Source organism: Nitrogeniibacter mangrovi (assembly GCF_010983895.1).
Lineage (GTDB): Bacteria > Pseudomonadota > Gammaproteobacteria > Burkholderiales > Rhodocyclaceae > Nitrogeniibacter > Nitrogeniibacter mangrovi.
The window spans coordinates 3,541,146-3,559,678 of the sequence record NZ_CP048836.1; the positions used below are offsets into that span (position 1 = coordinate 3,541,146).

At 63.9% G+C, this 18,533-nt stretch carries 11 protein-coding genes and 4 tRNA genes; 2 read left to right on the plus strand and 13 right to left on the minus strand.

Annotated elements, in window-relative coordinates; genetic code table 11:
- Positions 1-116: 116 nt before the first annotated feature.
- The 13 genes from rpoC to G3580_RS16500 form a co-directional block, all read right to left on the minus strand.
- Positions 117-4,397 carry a DNA-directed RNA polymerase subunit beta' gene (gene rpoC / locus G3580_RS16440; protein WP_173767323.1) on the minus strand — a complete coding sequence of 1,427 codons (4,281 nt, stop codon included), beginning with the start codon at positions 4,395-4,397 and terminating at the stop codon, positions 117-119.
- Positions 4,398-4,436: 39 nt separating this feature from the next.
- Positions 4,437-8,570 (minus strand): DNA-directed RNA polymerase subunit beta, encoded by a 4,134-nt coding sequence (rpoB, locus tag G3580_RS16445; protein ID WP_173767325.1) that lies wholly within the window; start codon positions 8,568-8,570, stop codon positions 4,437-4,439.
- A 138-nt stretch (positions 8,571-8,708) separates the two neighbouring features.
- Positions 8,709-9,089 (minus strand): 50S ribosomal protein L7/L12, encoded by a 381-nt coding sequence (rplL, locus tag G3580_RS16450; RefSeq protein ID WP_217424518.1) that lies wholly within the window; start codon positions 9,087-9,089, stop codon positions 8,709-8,711.
- A gap of 62 nt (positions 9,090-9,151) precedes the next feature.
- The gene (gene rplJ, locus G3580_RS16455; RefSeq protein WP_173767327.1) at positions 9,152-9,676 is read right to left on the minus strand and encodes a 50S ribosomal protein L10; all 525 of its coding nucleotides are present in this window, start codon (positions 9,674-9,676) and stop codon (positions 9,152-9,154) included.
- A gap of 287 nt (positions 9,677-9,963) precedes the next feature.
- Positions 9,964-10,662, minus strand: coding sequence for a 50S ribosomal protein L1 (gene rplA, locus G3580_RS16460; protein ID WP_173767329.1), 699 nt, complete (start codon positions 10,660-10,662; stop codon positions 9,964-9,966).
- Between the two features lie 2 nt (positions 10,663-10,664).
- Complete coding sequence (rplK, locus tag G3580_RS16465; RefSeq protein WP_173767331.1) at positions 10,665-11,096, minus strand: 50S ribosomal protein L11; 432 nt, start codon at positions 11,094-11,096, stop codon at positions 10,665-10,667.
- Positions 11,097-11,181: 85 nt separating this feature from the next.
- Positions 11,182-11,715 (minus strand): transcription termination/antitermination protein NusG, encoded by a 534-nt coding sequence (gene nusG, locus G3580_RS16470; protein WP_173767333.1) that lies wholly within the window; start codon positions 11,713-11,715, stop codon positions 11,182-11,184.
- A gap of 2 nt (positions 11,716-11,717) precedes the next feature.
- Complete coding sequence (gene secE / locus G3580_RS16475) at positions 11,718-12,065, minus strand: preprotein translocase subunit SecE (protein WP_173767335.1); 348 nt, start codon at positions 12,063-12,065, stop codon at positions 11,718-11,720.
- Positions 12,066-12,091: 26 nt separating this feature from the next.
- A tRNA-Trp gene (locus G3580_RS16480) sits at positions 12,092-12,167 on the minus strand.
- A gap of 67 nt (positions 12,168-12,234) precedes the next feature.
- Entirely contained in the window at positions 12,235-13,425 is a 1,191-nt protein-coding gene (tuf, locus tag G3580_RS16485; RefSeq protein ID WP_173767314.1) for an elongation factor Tu, read from the minus strand.
- Between the two features lie 69 nt (positions 13,426-13,494).
- Positions 13,495-13,569, minus strand: a tRNA-Thr gene (locus G3580_RS16490).
- Positions 13,570-13,585: 16 nt separating this feature from the next.
- Positions 13,586-13,659, minus strand: a tRNA-Gly gene (locus G3580_RS16495).
- 80 nt (positions 13,660-13,739) lie between these two features.
- Positions 13,740-13,824: transfer RNA gene (locus G3580_RS16500), tRNA-Tyr, on the minus strand.
- 230 nt (positions 13,825-14,054) lie between these two features.
- On the opposite strand from G3580_RS16500, the gene G3580_RS16505 reads away from it, so the two are divergent.
- On the plus strand, positions 14,055-17,594 hold the full coding sequence (locus G3580_RS16505; protein WP_173767337.1) for an indolepyruvate ferredoxin oxidoreductase family protein: 3,540 nt from the start codon (positions 14,055-14,057) through the stop codon (positions 17,592-17,594).
- Positions 17,595-17,678: 84 nt separating this feature from the next.
- The gene (locus G3580_RS16510; RefSeq protein ID WP_173767339.1) at positions 17,679-18,503 is read left to right on the plus strand and encodes a class I SAM-dependent methyltransferase; all 825 of its coding nucleotides are present in this window, start codon (positions 17,679-17,681) and stop codon (positions 18,501-18,503) included.
- The last annotated feature ends 30 nt before the right edge of the window (positions 18,504-18,533 follow it).

Sequence of the window (18,533 nt, forward strand, 5' to 3'; positions counted from 1 at the left end):
CAAAAAACCGAGGCAGCCCCCAGGGCCGCCTCGGGCGGTTTATTCCGGCTGCGACTGACTACGATTGGCCAGTCTACATAAAGAGGCCGGATTTTACCGCTGGTTTCGTTAAATGGTCAACTGGCAGACGCATCTTCCTGAGGCAGATCGATGATGATCTCCTCGCTGGCCGGCCAGGCGTGTTCGCCGCCAAGGTCCTCGCCTTCGGACTGGGCGCGACGGTTGCGGTGATAAGCCAAGCCGGTACCGGCAGGAATGAGGCGCCCGACAATGACGTTTTCCTTCAGACCGCGCAGCTCGTCGCGCTTGCCCATGATGGCAGCCTCGGTGAGCACCCGCGTGGTTTCCTGGAAAGAGGCCGCCGAAATGAACGAATCGGTCGACAGCGACGCCTTGGTGATGCCGAGCAGCACATATTCGTACTGTGCCGGCAGTTTTTCCTGCGCCTCCATCTTGTCGTTTTCGTCCAGCACTTCGGACCGTTCGACCTGCTCCTCGCGAATGAAGCGCGTGTCGCCCGAGTCGGTGATGACGACACGACGCAGCATCTGGCGGACGATCACCTCGATATGCTTGTCGTTGATCTTCACACCCTGGAGGCGATACACGTCCTGCACTTCGTCGATGATGTAACGGGCCAGTGCCTCGACGCCCTGCAGACGCAGGATGTCGTGCGGGTCCGCCGGACCATCCACGATCGCTTCGCCTTTGTTCACCACCTGACCGTCGTGCACCATCACGTGCTTGTCCTTCGGAATCAGGAACTCGTGGGAGTTGCCGTCCGGCTCGGTGATCACCAGACGCTGCTTGCCCTTGGTTTCCTTGCCGAAGGACATCGTTCCGGTGTATTCGGCCAGCACGCCGGCGTCCTTCGGCGAACGGGCTTCGAAGAGCTCGGCCACCCGCGGCAGACCGCCGGTAATGTCACGCGTCTTCGCCGATTCCTGCGGGATGCGCGCCAGAATCTCACCCACGTCGATCTTCTGGCCGTCCTTGACCGCGATGATCGAGCCGACTTGGAAAGTGATCGCCACGGCGTGTTCGGTGCCGGCGATCCTGACTTCCTCGCCGTTGTCGTCGATCAGCTTGACCTGCGGACGAGCCCCCTTGCTCAGGCTGCTGGAGCCGCGCTTGGCGTCGATGACCACGAGGGTCGACAGACCGGTGACCTCGTCGATCTGCTTCGCGACGGTGGTGCCTTCCTCGACGTTCTCGAACTTCACCGTACCGGCATATTCGGTCACGATCGGCCGGGTGTGAGGATCCCAGGTGGCCAGCTGCTGACCGGCCTTGGCCACATCGCCATCGCTGACGCGCAAGGTGGCGCCGTAGGGCACCTTGTGGCGTTCGCGTTCGCGGCCCATGTCGTCGGCGACTAGCACTTCGGCCGAACGGGCGATGATGATCTTTTCGCCCTTGGCGTTGGTGACGTAACGCATGTTCTGGGTAAAGCGGATCGAACCGGCCGATTTCGCCTCGACCGCGCTGGCCGCGGCGGCTCGAGATGCCGCACCGCCGACGTGGAAGGTCCGCATGGTCAGCTGCGTGCCCGGCTCACCGATCGACTGCGCGGCGATCACGCCGACCGCTTCGCCGACATTCACGAGCGAACCGCGCCCCAGATCCCGCCCGTAGCACTTGGCGCACAGGCCGTAGCGGGTTGCGCAACTCAGCGGGGTACGCACGCGCACCTCGTCCACCCCAAGGCTCTCGATCAGATCGCAGGCGCTCTCGTCGAGCAGGGTGCCCTGCTCGATCGCGGTCTCCTGGGTGTCGGGGTTGACCACGTCTTCCGCACACACCCGACCCAGAATCCGGTCGCGCAGCGGCTCGACGACCTCACCGCCTTCGATGAGGGCCTTCATGTTGAAGCCTTCTCGGGTACCGCAGTCGTCCTCGGTGACCACCAGATCCTGGGTCACATCCACCAGACGACGGGTCAGGTAGCCCGAGTTGGCGGTCTTCAGCGCCGTATCGGCCAGACCCTTCCGCGCCCCGTGGGTGGAGATGAAGTACTGAAGCACGTTCAGACCTTCACGGAAGTTGGTGGTAATCGGCGTCTCGATGATCGAGCCGTCCGGCTTGGCCATCAGGCCCCGCATACCGGCCAGCTGACGAATCTGCGCCGCCGAACCGCGGGCGCCGGAATCCGCCATCATGTAGATGGAGTTGAAGGACTCCAGATCCGTTTCCTTCGGCTCGGGCTTGTCCACGCCACCGGCATAGGCAACCTTCCACCAGTCGTCACGCGCGACGCCGCCAAACGGGTCGGCAACCTTGTGCTTGCCGAGCTGGTCCATCATGGCCTTGGCCACCTGGTCACCGGTACGGCCCCAGATATCCACCACCTTGTTGTAGCGCTCGCCGTCGGTCACGAGACCGGAGGCGTACTGCTCGGCGATCTCCTTCACCTCGTTTTCCGCAGCGTGGATGATGTCTTCCTTCTGCGTCGGCACCAGCATGTCCTTGACCGCAATGGAAACACCCGCACGCGTCGCGAGGCGGAAGCCGAACTGCATCAGCTTGTCAGCGAACACCACCGTCGCCTTCAGGCCGCAGCGACGGAAGGAGTGGTTGATGAGCTTGGAGATTTCCTTCTTCTTGAGCGGCTTGTCGATGTACTCGAAGGACAGGCCGGCCGGCAGGATCTCGGAGAGCAGCGCACGCCCCGCCGTGGTCTGGCGGCGCGTGATCTTCTCGACGCGCTCGCCCTCTTCGTTGAGTTCCGCTTCCTTGATGCGCACGGTGATGCGGGCGTGCAGGGAGATCTGGCCGGACTCGTAGGCGCGTTTCACCTCCGAGATGTCCGCCATGATCATGCCTTCGCCCTTCTCGGCGATCCCTTCACGAGTGGCGTAGTACAGACCGAGCACCACGTCCTGCGACGGCACGATGATCGGTTCGCCGTTGGCCGGCGAGATCACGTTGTTCGACGCCAGCATGAGGGTGCGCGCTTCCATCTGCGCTTCGAGCGACAGCGGCACGTGCACGGCCATCTGGTCGCCGTCGAAGTCGGCGTTGAACGCGGCACACACGAGCGGGTGCAGCTGGATGGCCTTGCCCTCGATGAGCACCGGCTCGAACGCCTGGATACCCAGACGGTGGAGCGTCGGCGCCCGGTTGAGCATGACCGGGTGTTCGCGGATCACATCCTCGAGGATGTCCCACACCACGGGTTCCTGGCTCTCGACCATCTTCTTCGCCTGCTTGATGGTCGTCGCCAGCCCCATCAGTTCGAGCTTATTGAAGATGAACGGCTTGAACAGCTCGAGCGCCATCAGCTTGGGCAGGCCGCACTGGTGCAGCTTGAGCTGGGGACCGACCACGATCACGGAACGACCGGAGTAGTCCACGCGCTTGCCGAGCAGGTTCTGACGGAAACGACCGCCCTTGCCCTTGATCATGTCGGCCAGCGACTTGAGCGGACGCTTGTTGGCGCCGGTCATGGCCTTGCCGCGACGACCGTTGTCGAGCAGCGAATCGACCGATTCCTGCAGCATGCGCTTTTCGTTGCGCACGATGATTTCCGGCGCCTTGAGCTCGAGCAGACGCTTCAGACGGTTGTTCCGGTTGATCACCCGACGGTACAGGTCGTTCAGGTCGGAGGTGGCGAAACGGCCACCATCGAGCGGCACCAGCGGACGCAGGTCCGGCGGCAGCACCGGCAGCACTTCGAGAATCATCCACTCGGGCTTGATGCCCGATTGCTGGAAGGCTTCGAGAATCTTCAGGCGCTTGGAGAACTTCTTGATCTTGGCGTCGGAGCTGGTCGCTTCGAGTTCGCCGCGCAGCTTCTCGATCTCGAGGTTCACGTCGAGCGTGCGCAGCAGCTCGCGGACACCCTCGGCACCCATGGCGGCGTCGAACTCGTCACCGTACTCCTCGACCTTGGCCAGGTAGTCGTCCTCGGTCAGCAACTGACCGCGGGTGAGCGGGGTCATGCCCGGCTCGACCACGACGAAGGCCTCGAAATACAGCACCCGCTCGATGTCGCGCAGGGTCATGTCGAGCACCATCCCGAGACGGGACGGCAGGCTCTTCAGGAACCAGATGTGCGCCACCGGCGACGCCAGCTCGATGTGCGCCATGCGCTCACGGCGCACCTTCGAGAGCGTGACTTCAACGCCGCACTTCTCGCAGATCACACCACGGTGCTTCAGGCGCTTGTATTTGCCGCACAGGCACTCGTAGTCCTTGACCGGACCGAAGATCTTGGCGCAGAACAGGCCATCGCGTTCCGGCTTGAAGGTCCGGTAGTTGATGGTCTCGGGCTTCTTGACTTCGCCATAGGACCAGGAACGGATCTTGTCCGGCGACGCGAGACCAATGGTGATCGCGTCGAATTCCTCCTCGTTGGGGAGGGTTTGCTTGAACAGGTCAGCGAGCAAACTTTTCATGTATCACTCCATCCGATTGAGCATGTGAGCACAATCGGCTCAGTAACGGTCCAGGTCGATGTCGATACCCAGCGAGCGGATTTCCTTCACCAGCACGTTGAAGGATTCCGGCATGCCGGCATCGATCTTGTGTTCGCCCTTGACGATGTTTTCGTAGACCTTGGTCCGGCCGGTCACGTCGTCCGACTTCACCGTCAGCATCTCCTGCAGGGTGTAGGAAGCGCCATAGGCCTCGAGCGCCCACACCTCCATCTCGCCGAAACGCTGGCCACCGAACTGCGCCTTGCCGCCCAGCGGTTGCTGGGTCACCAGGGAGTACGGGCCGGTCGAGCGGGCGTGCATCTTGTCGTCGACCAGGTGATGCAGCTTCAGGATGTGCTTGTAGCCCACCGTCACCTTGCGCTCGAACTGTTCGCCGGTGCGCCCGTCGTACAGGGTGACCTGACCGGACACCGGCAAGCCGGCGATCTCGAACATGGCCTCGATCTCTTCCTCTTTCGCGCCGTCGAACACCGGGGTCGCGAAGGGCACGCCCTTGGTCAGATTGGTCGCCAGTTCGATGACCTCGTCGTCGTTAAGAGCGTTCAGATCTTCGCTCTTGCCGTTGGTGTTGTAGATCTGCTCGAGCAGACCACGCACCTCCTTGGCCGCGGCGTCGGCGCGCAACATGGTGTCGATCTTGGCGCCCAGGCCCTTCGCAGCCCAACCCAGATGCGTCTCGAGAATCTGACCGATGTTCATCCGCGAGGGCACGCCCAACGGGTTGAGCACCACGTCGACCGGCGTACCGTCTTCCATGTACGGCATGTCTTCCACCGGTACGATCTTGGAAACCACCCCTTTGTTCCCGTGACGGCCGGCCATCTTGTCGCCCGGTTGCAGGCGGCGCTTGACGGCCAGATACACCTTGACCATCTTTTGCACCCCGGGCGGCAGCTCGTCGCCCTGGGTCAGCTTCTTCTTCTTCACCTCGAAAGCGAGCTCGAAGTCCTTGCGGGTCTTCTCGAGGCCTTCGCGCACGGCTTCGAGCTGCACCGCGGTGGCTTCCTCGGCCATACGGATGTCGAACCAGTGGTAGGGCTCGAGTTCATCCAGGTAGGCGTCGGTGATCTCGGTGCCCTTGGCCAGCTTCTTCGGCCCGCCGTTGGCCTTCTGGCCCACGATCATGCGGCGGATACGGGCAAAGGCGTCGCGCTCCACGATTCGCATCTGGTCCGCGAGGTCGGTCTTGAAGCTGCGCAGCTGGTCGTCGATGATCGACTGGGCACGCTTGTCGCGCTCGATGCCTTCGCGGGTGAACACCTGCACGTCGATGACGATGCCGTTCATGCCGGAGGGCACGCGCAGCGAGGTGTCCTTCACGTCGGAGGCCTTCTCGCCGAAGATGGCACGCAGGAGCTTCTCTTCCGGCGTCAGCTGGGTCTCGCCCTTCGGCGTGACCTTGCCGACCAGCACATCACCCGCCTCGACTTCGGCCCCGATGTACACAATGCCGGACTCGTCGAGACGGCCGAGCTGGGCTTCACCGAGCGAGGCGATGTCGCGGGTGATCTCCTCGGGTCCGAGCTTGGTGTCACGGGCGACGACCGTCAGTTCCTCGACGTGAATCGAGGTGAAGCGGTCGTTGGCCACCACCCGCTCGGAGATGAGGATCGAATCCTCGAAGTTGTAGCCGTTCCAGGGCATGAACGCGACCAGCATGTTCTGGCCGAGGGCCAGCTCACCCAGGTCGGTCGAGGCCCCGTCGGCCACCACGTCGCCACGGGCGATCACGTCGCCGACCTTCACGATCGGGCGCTGGTTGATGTTCGTGTTCTGGTTCGACCGGGTGTATTTGATCATGTTGTAGATGTCGACGCCGACTTCACCCGGCAGGGTTTCATCGTCGTTGACACGCACCACGATCCGGTTCGCGTCGATGTAATCCACCACGCCACCGCGGGTCGCTTGCACCGCGGTGCCCGAGTCGACCGCCACGGTGCGCTCGATGCCGGTGCCGACCAACGGCTTTTCCGGACGCAGGCAGGGCACGGCCTGACGCTGCATGTTCGCGCCCATCAAGGCACGGTTCGCATCGTCATGTTCCAGGAACGGAATCAGCGAGGCGGCCACGGACACGATCTGGCCGGGGGCCACATCCATGTACTGGACCGTGTCCGACGTGGCCAGGAAGAACTCGCCCTTGTGGCGGCACGAGATCAGCTCGCCGGCCAGCGTCCGGTCCTCGGCGATCTCGGCGTTGGCCTGGGCAATCACGTACTGACCTTCCTCAATGGCGGACAGGTAGTCGATCTGGTCGGTCACCTTGCCGTCCTCGACCTTTCGGTACGGGGTCTCGAGGAAACCATAGCGGTTGGTCCGGGCGTACACGGCCAGCGAGTTGATCAGACCAATGTTCGGGCCTTCCGGCGTCTCGATCGGGCACACGCGTCCGTAATGGGTCGGATGCACGTCGCGCACCTCGAAGCCGGCGCGCTCGCGGGTCAGACCGCCCGGGCCGAGGGCCGAGACACGACGCTTGTGCGTGATCTCGGACAGCGGGTTGGTCTGGTCCATGAACTGGGACAGCTGACTGGAGCCGAAGAATTCCTTGATGGCGGCGCTGATCGGCTTGGCGTTGATCAGGTCATGCGGCATCAGGTTGTCGGACTCGGCCTGGGACAGGCGCTCCTTGACCGCACGCTCGACACGCACCAGGCCAGCGCGGAACTGGTTCTCGGCCAGCTCGCCCACGGAACGCACGCGACGGTTACCCAGGTGGTCGATATCATCGATCTCGCCACGGCCGTTGCGCAGTTCGACCAGAATCGCGATCACGGCCAGGATGTCCTCGTTGGACAGAGTGCCCGGGCCTTCCTCGCTCTGAGCGCCAACCGCCTCGAGCAGGCGACGATGCCATTCCGGCGATTTCGCATCGACCTTTTCCGGATAGGCGCGACGGTTGAACTTCATGCGACCGACGCCCGACAGGTCGTAGCGTTCCTCCGAATAGAACAACCCCTGGAACAGCGCTTCGACCGCATCCTCCGTGGGCGGCTCGCCCGGACGCATCATGCGATAGATGGCCACCTTGGCGGCCCACTCGTCGGCCGTCTCGTCGATCCGCAGCGTCTGCGAGATGTACGCACCACGATCGAGGTCGTTGATATAGAGGGTCGGCAGATCGGTGATCCGCGCGTCACGCAGGGTCGCCAGCACCTCTTCGGTGATCTCGTCGTTGGCGCGCACCACGATTTCGCCGGTGTCGGCATCCACCAGATCCTTGGCGACGATACGGCCCAGGAGGAAATCGTCGGGAACGTTGATCGCCTCGACGCCGGCCTCGGCGAGCAGGCGGATGTGACGGGCCGTGACCCGCTTGTCCTTCTCGACGATGATGTTGCCGGACTTGTCGGTGATGTCGAATTTGGCGACCTCACCCCGCAGGCGCTCGGGCACCACGGCAAAGGACGCACCTTCAGGCTGCAGCGTGAACTGGTCGAAGTCGTGGAAGGTCGCGAGGATGTCCTCGGTACTCATCCCGATGGCGCGCATGAGGATGGTGACCGGCATCTTGCGGCGACGGTCGATACGGAAGTACAGGTAGTCCTTCGGATCGAACTCGAAGTCCAGCCACGATCCGCGATAGGGGATCACGCGGGCGGAGAACAGCAGCTTGCCCGAGGCATGCGTCTTGCCGCGGTCATGCTCGAAGAACACACCGGGCGAGCGGTGCAGCTGCGAGACGATGACACGCTCGGTGCCGTTGATGACAAAGGAGCCGGTATTGGTCATGAGCGGAATCTCGCCCATGTACACCTCTTGCTCCTTGACTTCCTTGATGGTGTCCTTCGGCGCTTCCTTGTCCATCAGCACCAGGCGGACCCGGGCACGCAGCGGGGCCGCATAGGTCAGACCACGCTGCTGACATTCCTTGACGTCGAACGCCGGCTCGCCCAGCAGGTAGTGGACGAACTCGAGGCGGGCATTGCCGCTGTGACTGCTGATCGGGAAGATCGACGTGAAAGCGGCCTGCAGGCCCTGATTGGACCGCTGGGCAGCGGGCGCGTCCGCCTGCAGGAAGGACGCGAACGACTCGATCTGGGTCGCCAGCAGAAAGGGCGCATCGAGCACAGCCGCGCCTTTTGCGAAGCTTTTTCGAATACGCTTTTTCTCGGTGTAGGAGTACGCCATAGATGCTCCGGGTAGCGTTCAGACGTGGGAAGACAGGAGACAATGTGCTTGGTTCAAAGCACGCTCTCTTCTGGCTTCAGAAAAGGACGAAAGGGCTGGCACCCTTCACAGGCGCCAGCCCCGCATGCCGACGGGATCTTACTTGATCTCGACGGTCGCGCCAGCTTCTTCCAGCTGCTTCTTGAGGCCTTCGGCTTCGTCCTTGGCCACACCTTCCTTGATGGTCTTCGGAGCGCCGTCGACCATGTCTTTGGCTTCCTTCAGACCCAGGCCGGTGGCGGAACGCACGACCTTAATGACCTCGACTTTCTTGTCGCCGACAGCGGCCAGAACCACGTCGAACTCGGTCTTCTCTTCGGCGGCCGGGGCGGCACCGCCAGCAGCCGGGGCAGCCACGGCCACGGCAGCGGCAGCGGCGCTCACGCCGAATTTCTCTTCCATTTCCTTGATCAGTTCGGACAGTTCCAGAACGGACATGGAAGCGATGGCTTCAAGGATGTCTTCTTTGCTGATTGCCATTTTGATACTCCTGATATCGAATCACTCGCCTTCATCAAGCGAAGGCAGAATCTTTGAAAAAGTTATGCAGCCTCTTTCTGGTCACGGACCGCTGCGAGCGCACGCACGAACTTGGAGGGCACCTCATTGAGCGTCTGGACAAACTTGGCGACCGGCGCCTGCATCGTGCCGAGCAGCTTCGCGAGCAGCTCTTCACGACTCGGCATGGTGGCCAGGGCGTTGACACCGGCTTCATCCATGATGAAGTTGGGCATCGCCCCCGCCTTGACGACGAGTTTGTCATTGTCCTTTGCAAAGGTCTTGAGCACCTTGGCAGGCGCCACCGGATCTGCGGACATACCGTAGATCAGCGGACCCACCAGCTGGTCGGTCAGACCTTCGAAAGGCGTGCCGGCAATGGCACGACGCGCAAGGGTGTTCTTCAGCACGTGCAGGTAAACGCCCGCTTCACGCGCCTTGGCGCGCAGCTCGGTCAGCTGACCCACTTCGAGACCACGGTACTCGGCGATGATGATTACCTGGGCGTTCGAGACTTGCTCGTTCACCTCGGCAACTACCGCCTTCTTACCTTCAAGATTGAGACCCACGGTCATCTCCCACTGAATGGTTGCTCCCACCCCGATGCGACTGGGACGGGATCATCGCGGCGACCGTCATACAGGAGATCAAGCCAACTCAGGTCGAAACCTGACAAGAATCCTGATTCGGGCTACGCCATCTACGCTGGGCCCGGCAACACGTGGCTGACGGATTTGAGGTCGTTTCGGGCCATGCTGGCACGGACGACCCCCAGCGGTCTTGGACAACCTGCGGCCCACGAGGAGCCGCAGCCCAAAGTTCCGCACCGCCCGGCGGGCGATGCGGAAATGCTTCATCAAGCGTCAGCGACGCTCGACGGCTCCACGCGCAGGCCAACCCCCATGGTGCTGGAGACGGCCATGCGACGCAGATAGAGACCTTTTGCAGAGGCCGGTTTGGCCTTGTTGAGCGCATCGATCAGCGCCTGGGCATTGGTGCGCAGGGCATCAACGCCGAACGAGGCGCGGCCGATGGTGGCATGCACGATACCGGCCTTGTCGGCACGGTATTGCACCTGACCCGCCTTGGCGTTCTTGACGGCGGTCTCGACGTCCATGGTCACGGTACCGACCTTCGGGTTCGGCATCAGACCGCGCGGACCGAGGATCTGGCCCAGCGCGCCGACCACGCGCATCGCGTCCGGCGTGGCGATACACACGTCGAAATCGATGGTGCCGCCCTTGATCTGTTCGGCCAGATCGTCAAAACCGACGATATCGGCACCCGCCGCCTTGGCAGCTTCGGCCTTGTCGCCCTGGGCGAACACGGCCACACGCACGCTCTTGCCGGTCCCGGCAGGCAGGACGACCGAGCCGCGGACAACCTGATCGGATTTGCGCGGATCGATGCCGAGGTTCACGGCCACATCCACCGACTCGTCGAATTTGGCGGTCGCCAAATCCTTGATCAGGGTGAGCGCCTCGTCGAGCGGGTACACCCGGGTGCGATCGATTTTTTCGCGGATCGCCTTAACGCGCTTGGAAAGCTTTGCCATGATCAGACCCCCTCAACCGTCACGCCCATGCTGCGGGCGGAACCTGCGATCGTACGCACCGCCGCTTCCAGATCAGCCGCCGTCAGATCGGGCTGCTTGGTCTTGGCGATTTCTTCCACCTGGGCACGGGTGATCGAACCGACCTTGTCGGTGTGCGGGCGCGGGGACCCCTTGTCGATCTTGGCGGCCTTCTTGATCAGGATCGACGCCGGCGGCGTCTTCATGATGAAGGTGAAGCTCTTGTCGCTGAACGCGGTGATCACCACGGGAATCGGCAGGCCCGGCTCAAGGCTCTGGGTGCGAGCATTGAAGGCCTTGCAGAATTCCATGATGTTCAGACCGCGCTGACCCAGCGCGGGACCGACCGGAGGACTCGGGTTGGCTTTGCCTGCAGGGATCTGCAGCTTGATATAGCCGATGATTTTCTTTGCCATTGCGGCTCACTCCTGTGATGAGTACAAACGCGCCGGCGATTTCGCCGACGCTCCTCGTTGCCGCGCGCGCGGCGCGGCCTGCGAATCAGGTCTTTTCGACCTGACCGAATTCCAGCTCGACCGGCGTGGCGCGACCGAAGATGGTCACCGACACGCGCAGCTTGCTCTTCTCGTAGTTGACGTCTTCGACGGAACCATGGAAGTCGGTGAACGGACCTTCCTTGACACGAACGACTTCGCCCACTTCGAAGAGCACCTTCGGACGCGGCTTTTCCACGCCCTCCTGAATCTGGCTCATGATCTTCTCGACCTCCTTTTCGGAGATCGGCGTCGGCTTGGTGGCGGTACCGCCAACGAAGCCGGTCACACGCGGCGTGGACTTGACCAGGTGCCAGGTCTCTTCGTCCATGTCCATTTCGACGAGCACGTAGCCCGGAAAGAACTTGCGCTCGGAGATGCTCTTCTGGCCGCCCTTCATCTCGACGACCTCTTCGACCGGCACCAGCACCTGTCCGAATTTGTCCTGCATACCCGACCGTGCGATACGGTCAAGCAGGGTGCGCTGAACCGACTTCTCGAAGCCGGAGTAGGCGTGAACGACGTACCAACGCTTGCTCATGATCACTTCCATCCCAGAACGATGTCATACAACACCCATTCCAGACTCTTGTCCGTGACCCAAAGAAAGACAGCCATGGCAACGACGAAGGCAAAGACGATCCCCGTCATCTGCACGGTTTCCTTGCGCGTCGGCCAGACTACCTTCTTGGTTTCGACAACCGTTTCACGAAGGAAGACGGCAAACCGGCGCCCAGGCTCGGTGAACCAGGCGATGGACGCACCCGCGATCACACCGGCCAGAACGACCAGCACGCGCAACACGAGCACCTGCTCCGAGAGCAGGTAGAATCCGGCCACGCCAGCCGCGATGAGAATCAGCGCCAGCGCAAACTTGAGCTTGTCAGCCATTCAGGTCCAACGATTCAGAAACAATATGGCAGGGGCAGAGGGAATCGAACCCCCAACCTTCGGTTTTGGAGACCGACGCTCTGCCAGTTGAGCTATACCCCTGCAGCAGAGACTACAAAGCGCCCCGTCGGGGGACAGGGCGCTTTTGCGTACCCGTTCGGGTGCGCGATTACTCGATCACCTTCGCCACGACGCCGGCGCCGACGGTGCGGCCACCTTCGCGAATGGCAAAGCGCAGACCTTCTTCCATGGCGATCGGGGCGATCAGCTTCACGGTGATCGACACGTTGTCGCCCGGCATGACCATCTCGGTGCCTTCCGGCAGCGCGATCGAACCGGTCACGTCCGTGGTACGGAAGTAGAACTGCGGACGGTAGTTGTTGAAGAACGGGGTGTGACGACCGCCCTCTTCCTTCGACAGCACATACACCTCACCGGTGAAGTGCGTGTGCGGGGTGATCGAACCCGGCTTGGCCAGCACCTGGCCACGCTCGACGTCTTCACGCTTGGTACCACGCAGCAGCACACCCACGTTGTCGCCTGCCTGACCCTGGTCCAGCAGCTTGCGGAACATTTCCACGCCCGTGCAAGTGGTCTTGACGGTGTCCTTGATGCCCACGATTTCCAGCTCGTCGCCCACGGTCACGATGCCGCGCTCGACACGACCGGTCACCACGGTGCCGCGACCGGAGATCGAGAACACGTCTTCGATCGGCAGCAGGAACGGCTTGTCGATGGCGCGCTCCGGGGTCGGGATGTAGCTATCCAGCGCAGCGGCCAGTTCGAGGATGGCCGGCTCGCCAATCGGCGACTGGTCACCTTCCAGGGCCTTCAGCGCGGAACCCTTGATGATGGGAATGTCGTCACCCGGGAACTCGTACTTGGACAGAAGTTCGCGAACTTCCATCTCCACCAGCTCGAGCAGCTCTTCGTCATCGACCATGTCGCACTTGTTCAGGAACACGATGATGTACGGCACGCCGACCTGACGGGCCAGCAGGATGTGCTCGCGGGTCTGCGGCATCGGGCCGTCAGCGGCCGAGCACACCAGAATCGCGCCGTCCATCTGCGCCGCACCGGTAATCATGTTCTTCACGTAGTCGGCGTGACCCGGGCAGTCCACGTGCGCGTAGTGGCGCGTCTCGGTCTCGTACTCGACGTGCGCGGTGTTGATCGTGATACCACGCGCCTTCTCTTCCGGCGCGCTGTCGATCGCAGCGTAATCCTTGGCTTCACCACCGAACTTGGCGGTCAGCACCGTGGTGATCGCGGCCGTCAGCGTCGTCTTGCCATGGTCAACGTGACCAATCGTGCCAACGTTCACGTGCGGTTTCGTCCGCTCAAACTTTCCCTTAGCCATATCGCTACCTCTGTACGAAATTCGGAGTACGCGCTGTTCGATTCACACCGACCACATCGAGTCGAGGCGTGGTGCCCATGGGCAGGATTGAACTGCCGACCTCTCCCTTACCAAGGGAGTGCTCTGCCACTGAGCTACATGGGCGTACCATCAAAAACTCTGGAGCGGGTGAAGGGAATCGAACCCTCGTCGTAAGCTTGGAAGGCTTCTGCTCTACCATTGAGCTACACCCGCGTACAACGCTGCGACCCTTTGTACCGCCCGCCTCGTCAAAGGCTTTTGCCTTCTTCGACGCAGTCAAACCTGCATAAATCTGGTGGAGGGGGAAGGATTCGAACCTTCGAAGGCTGTGCCGGCAGATTTACAGTCTGCTCCCTTTGACCGCTCGGGAACCCCTCCATCGAGAAGCGCCGCACTATAGCCCTTCGACCCGGGCGTGTCAAACCCTTTCAAGAAAAAGATGCGCCGTCCGACGCCGTGGCTGAAGGGCCGGGGGCGAATCAGGGTATGCCGGGATTGTTTTGCGCCGCAGGCCGTCTAAGCTGGTGTGGCACGCGAACCTGTGCGCCGGGCTCACAAGGCCCGGTCGAGCTGCACCGAGAAAAACACGATTTTTTTTGGAGACTCTCATGGTCACTCCCGCCTCTGTTGCGGCCCCGAAGATCGACTTCACCCTCGACGACAAGTACACCCTGCGCTCCGGCCGCGTCTATCTGACCGGCTATCAGGCACTGGTACGTCTGCTGCTGATCCAGCGCGAACGCGATCAGCGCGCCGGCCTCGACACCGCCGGCTTCGTGTCGGGCTACCGGGGCTCTCCCCTCGGGGGTCTGGACCAGACGCTATGGAAGGCCAAGGCGCACCTGCAAGCCCACGACATCGTGTTCCAGCCGGGCATCAACGAGGATCTGGCGGCCACCGCGGTGTGGGGCTCGCAGCAGGTCAATCTGTCGCCCGAGGCCCGCGTCGATGGCGTTTTCGCGCTCTGGTACGGCAAGGGGCCGGGTGTCGACCGCAGCGGCGACGCCTTTCGCCATGGCAACGCAGCGGGCAGTTCGCGCCATGGTGGCGTGCTGGTGGTGGCCGGCGACGACCATGCGGCCAAGTCCTCGACCTTCCCCCACCAGACCGATCACTTCTTCAAGTCGATGATGATGCCGGTGCTGGCCCCAGCCGGCGTTCAGGAGTACATCGATTTCGGCGTCCACGGCTATGCGCTGTCACGCTATTCGGGCTGCTGGGTGGCCTTCAAGGCGCTGGCCGACACGGTGGAGACGTCCGCCTCGGTGGACGTGGATCCGGATCGGATCGAGGTCAGGATCCCCACCGACTTCGCCCTGCCACCGGACGGGCTCAACATCCGCTGGCCCGATCCGGCCCTGGTGCAGGAGCGGCGCCTGCTCAACTACAAGCTGTACGCGGCGCTGGCCTACTGCCGCGCCAACCGGCTCAACCGCGTGGTGATCGACTCGCCCTCGCCCCGCCTGGGCATCATCACCAGCGGGAAGAGCCACCTGGACGTGCGCCAGGCCTTCGACGACCTGGGCATCGACGAGGCGCTCGCCGCCCAGATCGGTATCCGCCTCTACAAGGTGGGCATGGTCTGGCCGCTCGAAGCAGAGGGCGTGCGCCAGTTCGCCGAAGGCCTCGAGGAGATCCTGGTGGTCGAAGAGAAGCGCCAGCTGCTCGAATACCAGCTCAAGGAAGAGTTGTACAACTGGCGCGAGGACGTGCGCCCGCGAGTGGTCGGCAAGTTCGACGAGAAGGGCGAGTGGGCGCTGCTGCCGCATGGCGACGGCACCGTCGATCACGGCGAATGGCTGCTGCCCGCGGCCGGCGAACTGACCCCGGCGATGATCGCACGCGTGATCGCCGCCCGCGTGGCACGATTCTTCACCTCGGACCGGATCAAGTCCCGGCTGGCTTTTCTCGAGGCCAAGGAACAGGCACTGGCCGCGCGCAGCCTCGCCATCGACCGGGTTCCGACCTTCTGTTCGGGCTGCCCGCACAACACCTCGACCCATGTGCCCGAGGGCAGCCGCGCCCTGGCCGGCATCGGCTGCCACTACATGGTCACCTGGATGCCCGAGCGGCGCACCGGCACCTTCACCCAGATGGGTGGCGAAGGCGTGCCCTGGGTGGGCCAGGCACCGTTCACGAAAGAACGCCACATCTTCGCCAACCTGGGGGACGGCACCTACGCCCACTCCGGCCTGCTCGCCATCCGCCAGGCCGTCGCCGCCGGCGTGAACATCACCTACAAGATCCTCTACAACGACGCCGTGGCCATGACCGGCGGCCAGCCGGTGGAAGGCCAGCTCTCGGTGCCCAAGATCGTGCGCCAGCTGCAGGCCGAGGGGGTCGGCCAGATCGTGGTGGTCACCGACGGCACCCCGCGCGCCTACGGCCCGGCCGACCTGCCCCACGTGACCCTGCGCCACCGGGACGAGATGGACGCCATCCAGCGCGACCTGCGTGAATGCCCGGGTGTGACCGCACTCATCTATGACCAGACCTGCGCCGCCGAGAAGCGGCGCCGGCGCAAGCGCGGCGCCTTCCCCGATCCGGCACGACGGGTGTTCATCAACGAAGCGGTCTGCGAGGGTTGCGGCGACTGCGGCGTGCAGAGCAACTGCATGTCCATCCTGCCGGTGGAGACCGAATTCGGACGCAAACGCCAGATCGACCAGTCGTCCTGCAACAAGGACTATTCCTGCCTCAACGGCTTCTGCCCGAGCTTCGTCACGATCGAGGGCGGTGCGCTGCGCAAGGGCACCGCCCTCGATGCCGAGCAACCGGGCGCCGCCGACCTGCCCGCGCCGTCGCTGCCGGACACGGCCACCCCCTACGGCATCATGGTCACCGGCGTCGGCGGCACCGGCGTGGTCACCATCGGCGCGCTCATCGGCATGGGGGCGCACCTGGACGGCAAGGGCGTGACGGTGCTCGACATGACCGGCCTGGCCCAGAAGGGTGGCTCCGTATTCAGCCACATCCGCCTTGCCGACCACCCGGACGACCTGCACGCGGTGCGCATCGCCGCCGGTGAAGCCAACGCCGTCATCGGCGGCGACGTGGTGGTCACCGCCAGCACCGAGGCGCTGGCCAAGATGGCCACCGGACGCACTCGAGCGATCATCAACTGCACCGAGACACCGACCTCCGATTTCACCAAGAACCCCGACTGGCAGTTCCCGCTCGAGAAGATGGAGGCGGCCGTCCGCCAGGCCATCGGCGACGAGAACAGCGATTTCCTCGACGCCACCGCGCTGGCCACCCGCCTCATGGGCGACGCCATCTTCACCAACCTGTTCCTGCTCGGCTTCGCCTGGCAAAAGGGCATGGTGCCGGTCAGTCACGCGGGCCTCATGAAGGCGGTCGAACTCAATGGCGTCGCCGTCGACATGAACAAGCGCGCCTTCCTGTGGGGCCGACGTGCCGCGCACGACCCCGAGGCCGTACGCCGCATCGCCCATCCCCCCGAGCCGACGCCGCTGCATCCGCCCGGCGTGGACGAGATCGTCGAGCGGCGTGCCGCCGCGCTGACCGCCTACCAGGACGCCGCCTACGCCGAACGCTATCGGCGCCTGGTCGCCCGCGTCCGGGCTGCCGAAGCCCCCTTCGGTACCACCCGGCTGACCGAGGCCGTGGCGCGAAACTACTTCCGCGTGCTCGCCTACAAGGACGAGTACGAGGTGGCGCGGCTGTTCGCACGGGACGACTTCTGGCAACAGCTGCGTGCCACCTTCGAAGGTGACTACACGGTGAACTTTCACCTGGCCCCACCCCTGGTGTCGCGCATGAATCCGGTCACCGGGCGTGTCCCCAAGCGCAGCTACGGCCCCGGCATGATGCGGGTGTTCCGTCTCCTCGCGCGCTTCAAATGGCTACGCGGCACCCGCTGGGATCCGTTCGGCCGCACCGAGGAGCGCCGCGCCGAGCGGGCGCTGATCCGCCAGTACGAGGACGACCTCCACGAGGTGCTCGACACCCTCAGCTTCCTGCGCCACAAACAGGCCGTGGCCATCGCCAGCTGGCCCGAACCGATTCGCGGCTACGGCCATGTGAAGATGGCCAACATGACGCGCGCGCTGGCCGAGCGCGAGCATCTGCTGGCCCGGTGGCGGGCGCCGACAGACGCGCAGAGCGCCGCGCAGGAAGCCGCCTGAACCCGGAAAAGCGGCGGATTTCACACCCACTCGCGGGCATCGGCGCGGGTCGATGCCCGTTAGGATGGCGACATCGTCATCCTGATGCGAGCCGCGATCGTGCCCGTGTTGCGTTTGCTGCTGGCCCAGGCGGCCGGCTGGCTGCTGCTGTTCGCCCTGCTCCGGCTCGGCGCCCCGGTGACCGGCCTTCCGCTGGCGCTCGTCCAGGGCACCCTGGCCGCCGCCGTGGCCCATCTGCTGCGCGCCGAACGCTGGTGGCTGGCGCTGCACCTGGGCTTCACGCCATTGATCTGGCTCGCGAGCCAACTGGCCATTGCACCGGGCTGGTATCTAGCCGCCTTCGTGGTGCTGGCCGTTTTCTACTGGACCAGCTTTCGCTCCCGCGTGCCCCTGTTCCTCAGCAACCGGCGCACCGTGGACGCCCTCGCGGCGCTGCTGCCACGCGACGACGTCCGGCTACTCGACGCCGGCGCCGGCACCGGCTCGGCGCTGCGCCCGCTCGCGCGCCGCTTTCCCCGCGCCCACCTCACCGGCATCGAAACCGCCCCCGGCCCGTGGCTGATCGGGCGCCTGCTGTGTGCCGGCCAGGCGAACCTGCGCTGGCTGCGCGGTGACTTCTGGGCGCACGACTGGGCACCCTACGACGTGGTCTACGTGTTCCTCTCGCCGGTGCCGATGCCCGAGGTGTGGCGCAAGGCCTGCGCCCAGATGCGCCCGGGCAGCCTGCTGGTGAGCAACAGCTTTGCGATCCCCGGGGTCGAGCCGGTGCGCACCGTCACCCCGCAACAGACCGGCGGGCGGCCCCTGTACCTCTACGAAATCGGTGCGCCGTGCACTGCCAAAAGCGGCGAAAAGGGAGAAAAAACCCGGTCACTTCCCGCCACGCCCCCGCGCGCATCGTCACCATAATGGTCACCATGCGGCCACACCGCCGCGCAC